Origin of the sequence: Psychromonas antarctica, assembly GCF_022267535.1 — a bacterium.
GTDB classification, from domain to species: Bacteria; Pseudomonadota; Gammaproteobacteria; order Enterobacterales; family Psychromonadaceae; genus Psychromonas; species Psychromonas antarctica.
In genome coordinates, this window is the sequence record NZ_JAHNZV010000172.1 from 1 (window position 1) to 3,890 (window position 3,890).

Here is a 3,890-nt window from a genome sequence, read left to right on the forward strand (position 1 = left end):
GGCTTCCTTCAGACCCCACCGTTAGCCAGTGACGCCCTTGCCATTCGGATTATCTTCCCCTCAATCAGGGTGATCTCACTCTCTTGCAAGTGAGCGGGTTTGCCAGCTTTGCTGGGCAAACAAAAAACGCCGCTTATTTAAAATAAGCGGCGTTTTTTCAGGCAATTAATTTATAAAGGCTTGGTATCAGGCTTTATAAAGTCGTAGCGTTTGCCTTCCGTGTAAATGCTTGGCACAACCATCTCAGTGTTAACATAGAGCTTAAGATCGAATGCTCTATACTTAGGAAAAGACACTTGGTAAAAATAATAATTGCTCGGTAAATGTTCTGTAACACGCTTCATAAAATCATCGTAACTATCATCACCAACAACATCTTTGTGTGTAAATAATTCTAAATTAACAGGATAAACGAGCTTGTCGTAAGAGTAAGCATCCCTTAACCCGATAGCGTAGGATAATTTATCAACACCATTAAAGCTAACCATTTGCTTTATCGCGGGCTCAACTTTTTTGTCAGATGAATCGGTGTGGTGTGTAATGCCTAACTCAACAAACTCATTGCTTTTTAATTGGCAATAATGAAACGTCAGCCCATTACGTTTTGTTTCAAGTAGGTTAATATCGTACTTTTTAAATTCATTCAAAACAGCCGTTTGAATTTTATCTAATATTTCTCTTTTTGCCTCGGATTCATTTTTATATTCGGACGCATCCACGCTAACGATCCATCGGGAACTGATAGATGGATGCCTGTCGGATGAAGATGATAGGTCGGTCGCCATCCCTCCCGCTATATCAATGACACCCGTTAGATTGCCCGTAAGCACGTTAAACAAGCCAATTGCTTCAGAAACACCGCCGCGGCTTCTTGAGCTTTCTAATTTAGATTTTGTTTCTATAACTTCTTGTTTCGTGAAGTCTTTTAAGGGGCTTCTATGGATTTTCCCCGCAAAAGGGTAATCTTTCGTTAGATCGGTTTGATTAGCAATATTAAATGCTATTGAATATTCACCATTAAAAGGGGCGATAGCAACTGGTACATTTGCGTCCGTTGGCTGGATTTGGGTTGTTAAGCTACACCCACCTAAAAAAAACAATAATAATCCTACTGCTGTAATGTTTTTTAATTTATTCATTGCATAGCCCTTTTTTATTTGTGTCTAATATATTATCAGACCTTTAATAATTCCAAAATATAACAATTATTGAGCACTGTTCCATAGATCTTCATAGGCTTCTCGCCTCTTTTTATCGACGTCATAATTAATCAACCTTTCTTGGTTGACCTCATAAACATTAGACCGCGCCCCATCTGTACCTGCTGCGTTATCCATAAAAGAGCCGCCTCCCGTCAAGGCATCTATATCTATCCCATTTCGCCCATTGATCCCGCTTTGGTCTGTATAGTTATCGGTATGTATTAAAATCTGACGAATCCCCTCTAATTTTCAGAGTAATTTAATTTGGAGGATCGACTTTCATGGCGATTTACGATCAAATTATTTCACCACAAAACATCAAATAATAAGTCACCATGAAAGTCATCGAAATAATACAGAATGAAATATCTCTTGCCCACCCTGAAATGCATAAAACCAGATTAAATACACTATTTACTTTTGTTCATTCGGGATTATTAGATCAAAGGTTGACTGTCACTTACCTTGGAAGAGGGTTAAAAAAGTTTTCAAAGACCGACAAAAAACATGATATTAAACGAGCAGATCGCCTCTGTGGAAATACTTACCTTCATTCTGAACGTGTTGATTTTTATCGATATATGAGCGAAACACTTATTGCAAATGACCGTCATCCATTGCTGTTGACTGATCACCGATTAATGGAAGCAAGATATTTCAATTATTACGTGTCAGTATTCCGATGGGTGGGCGCGCACTAACTATTTATGAAAAAACGTATGAAGAGAGTGAGCTTAACACTGCGAAAGCTCACCAAGCATTACTTGATTCAATTGAATATTGTTTACCAGAAGGTTGTCGTCCAATAATCTAACCGATGCTATTTTTAAAACCCCTTGGTTTAAAGCAATTGAAAATATGGGATGGTACTGGGTTTGTAGGGTAAGGGGTAATGTTCAATTATCAATTGATGATAAGAATTGGCAAAGAAGCAGTGAATGGTTTTCATCTGCAAACAGTAAAGCTACCACTTTAGGTGATATTTATTATAGTAAAAAAACTAAACACCCTTGTATTGCGACGATCTATGAAGGCTCTAAAATAGGTCGAGTAAAGAAAAAGCTACGCGGTGGTAAATCGCAATGCAGTACAGATAAGTATCAAGAAAAAAAGCAAATGAACCTTGTTTTTTAATCAGTTGCCTGCCACAAAGTTGGGATAACAAACCTAAAAAAGTGGTTAAGCTATGCAAAAAAAGAATGCAAATTGAAGAAGCATTCAGGGACACAAAAAACGCCAAACTAGGCATCATTCTTGAGTTCGCAAACTCTAGAACACCAGAGAGATTTGATATACTTCTGCTTATTGGCGCCCTAATTATTTATATTTTGTGGTGCATAGGATTTGCCGCAGAGCAATTAAACTACCATCATTCATTGCAGGCGAACACTGTAAAAAACAGGCGAGTTTTGTCGCATATTTACCTTGGCAGAGAAGTTGTTAATGATGATCGGTATAAGGTAGATGATAGATGATAGATGATACTGTTATTATTTGGGTTTTACATAAATTACCCAGCCTAGTTATACGGCTAGGGAATTTATGATATTTTGTGGGGATCCCTCAGTATTGAATCATTATAATGAAGTCTGTGTTCAGTTTAAATTATCAAACTTTATTGTCCGTTTTCCTCGAACCCTCTGTGGATTCATATCAAACCACAACACCAAAAAGCACTTACCGCGCCTATAAAATTATCTCTGGCAACACTAAAAAACAAAGCGAGAAAATATAAAATGGAGAAAAACAATCTAACACATATTATTTAAGTAACAAATTAGCTACCTAATTGTGTCCTGTATACTTAAGTAACAAATTAGCTACCTAATTGTGTACTGTATACTTAAGTAACAAATTAGCTGCCTAATTGTGTACTGTATACTTAAGTAACAAATTAGCTGCCTAATTATGTACTGTATACTTAAGTAACAAATTAGCTACCTAATCTGTTACTACTTGTTAAGTAGTGAATTGACTAATTCAATACTTATATTTTGACGGTTTGAAGTTGTTGCAAATTTAAGAATAAATACCGCAAGAATATGCAAGAATGAAGACATGACATTTACATTGCAAAAAATAATTATTCTAAGCGAGTTAGTACGTACCAATAAATGTGTATAACAGCAGGTTAGAAAAAATTAAATTTAGTTTTACAAACAATGGAAGAACTAACTTTAACTACGGTTCGATGGCAATTAGCATTAATCGGGGAAATATATACCCGTTGCCATTCAAGATGAAAAATTGAACGTCTGAAAGTTATCGTTAATCCTGCTCGCTAAAACATGTCCAATTTGAGGCAATGTATTATCAAAAAATTCATCAATGCTCTGTCGAAACTCTTTCGCTGTTGCAAAATACTTGTTATTTCGAGCATGTTCATTCATCACCTTCCACAACCGCTCTATTGGGTTCAAGTTAGGACTGTAAGGAGGTAAATAATGCAGTGTAATTCCAAACTCTTTTGCTTGAGTTTTGACTGCATCACTTCGATGATATCCTGCACCATCAAGTATTAAATGGATGGCTTTATCTGTTACATACTGCTCTTTTATCAACTCTTGGATTCAAATAATAAGTGCATAACTTGAATAGGTAGAAAAAACGGTCAGCTGAATATATGCTAATCGCTTTTTCTCCGGCAAGAGATGCAACAATGAAAACATATAAACAACTGACCTATGA

At 36.3% G+C, this 3,890-nt stretch carries 4 protein-coding genes and 1 pseudogene; 3 read left to right on the plus strand and 2 right to left on the minus strand.

The annotated features are described in order from the left end of the window. Positions 1-170: 170 nt before the first annotated feature. Positions 171-1,139: a hypothetical protein gene (locus KSO91_RS16360; RefSeq protein ID WP_238744094.1), complete on the minus strand. Its 969-nt coding sequence runs from the start codon at positions 1,137-1,139 to the stop codon at positions 171-173. Between the two features lie 398 nt (positions 1,140-1,537). On the opposite strand from KSO91_RS16360, the gene KSO91_RS17980 reads away from it, so the two are divergent. The 3 genes from KSO91_RS17980 to KSO91_RS17990 all read left to right on the plus strand — a co-directional run bounded on the left by KSO91_RS17980 (position 1,538) and on the right by KSO91_RS17990 (position 2,677). Then, on the plus strand, positions 1,538-1,903 hold the full coding sequence (locus KSO91_RS17980) for a hypothetical protein (protein ID WP_420830959.1): 366 nt from the start codon (positions 1,538-1,540) through the stop codon (positions 1,901-1,903). Positions 1,904-1,997: 94 nt separating this feature from the next. After that, entirely contained in the window at positions 1,998-2,336 is a 339-nt protein-coding gene (locus KSO91_RS17985) for a hypothetical protein (protein ID WP_420830960.1), read from the plus strand. 65 nt (positions 2,337-2,401) lie between these two features. After that, positions 2,402-2,677 (plus strand): hypothetical protein, encoded by a 276-nt coding sequence (locus KSO91_RS17990; RefSeq protein ID WP_420830961.1) that lies wholly within the window; start codon positions 2,402-2,404, stop codon positions 2,675-2,677. 759 nt (positions 2,678-3,436) lie between these two features. On the opposite strand, the pseudogene KSO91_RS16370 reads toward KSO91_RS17990, so the two are convergent. Continuing rightward, positions 3,437-3,760 (minus strand): annotated as a pseudogene (locus KSO91_RS16370) (IS630 family transposase); the annotation flags it as partial. Positions 3,761-3,890: the final 130 nt, after the last annotated feature.

What these genes read in the sequence shown, in the direction of transcription:
- KSO91_RS16360 (WP_238744094.1), bottom strand. Translation starts at nt 1,139, where the DNA reads ATGAATAAATTAAAAAACATTACAGCAGTAGGATTATTATTGTTTTTT.
- KSO91_RS17980 (WP_420830959.1), top strand. Translation starts at nt 1,538, where the DNA reads ATGAAAGTCATCGAAATAATACAGAATGAAATATCTCTTGCCCACCCT.
- KSO91_RS17990 (WP_420830961.1), top strand. Translation starts at nt 2,402, where the DNA reads ATGCAAATTGAAGAAGCATTCAGGGACACAAAAAACGCCAAACTAGGC.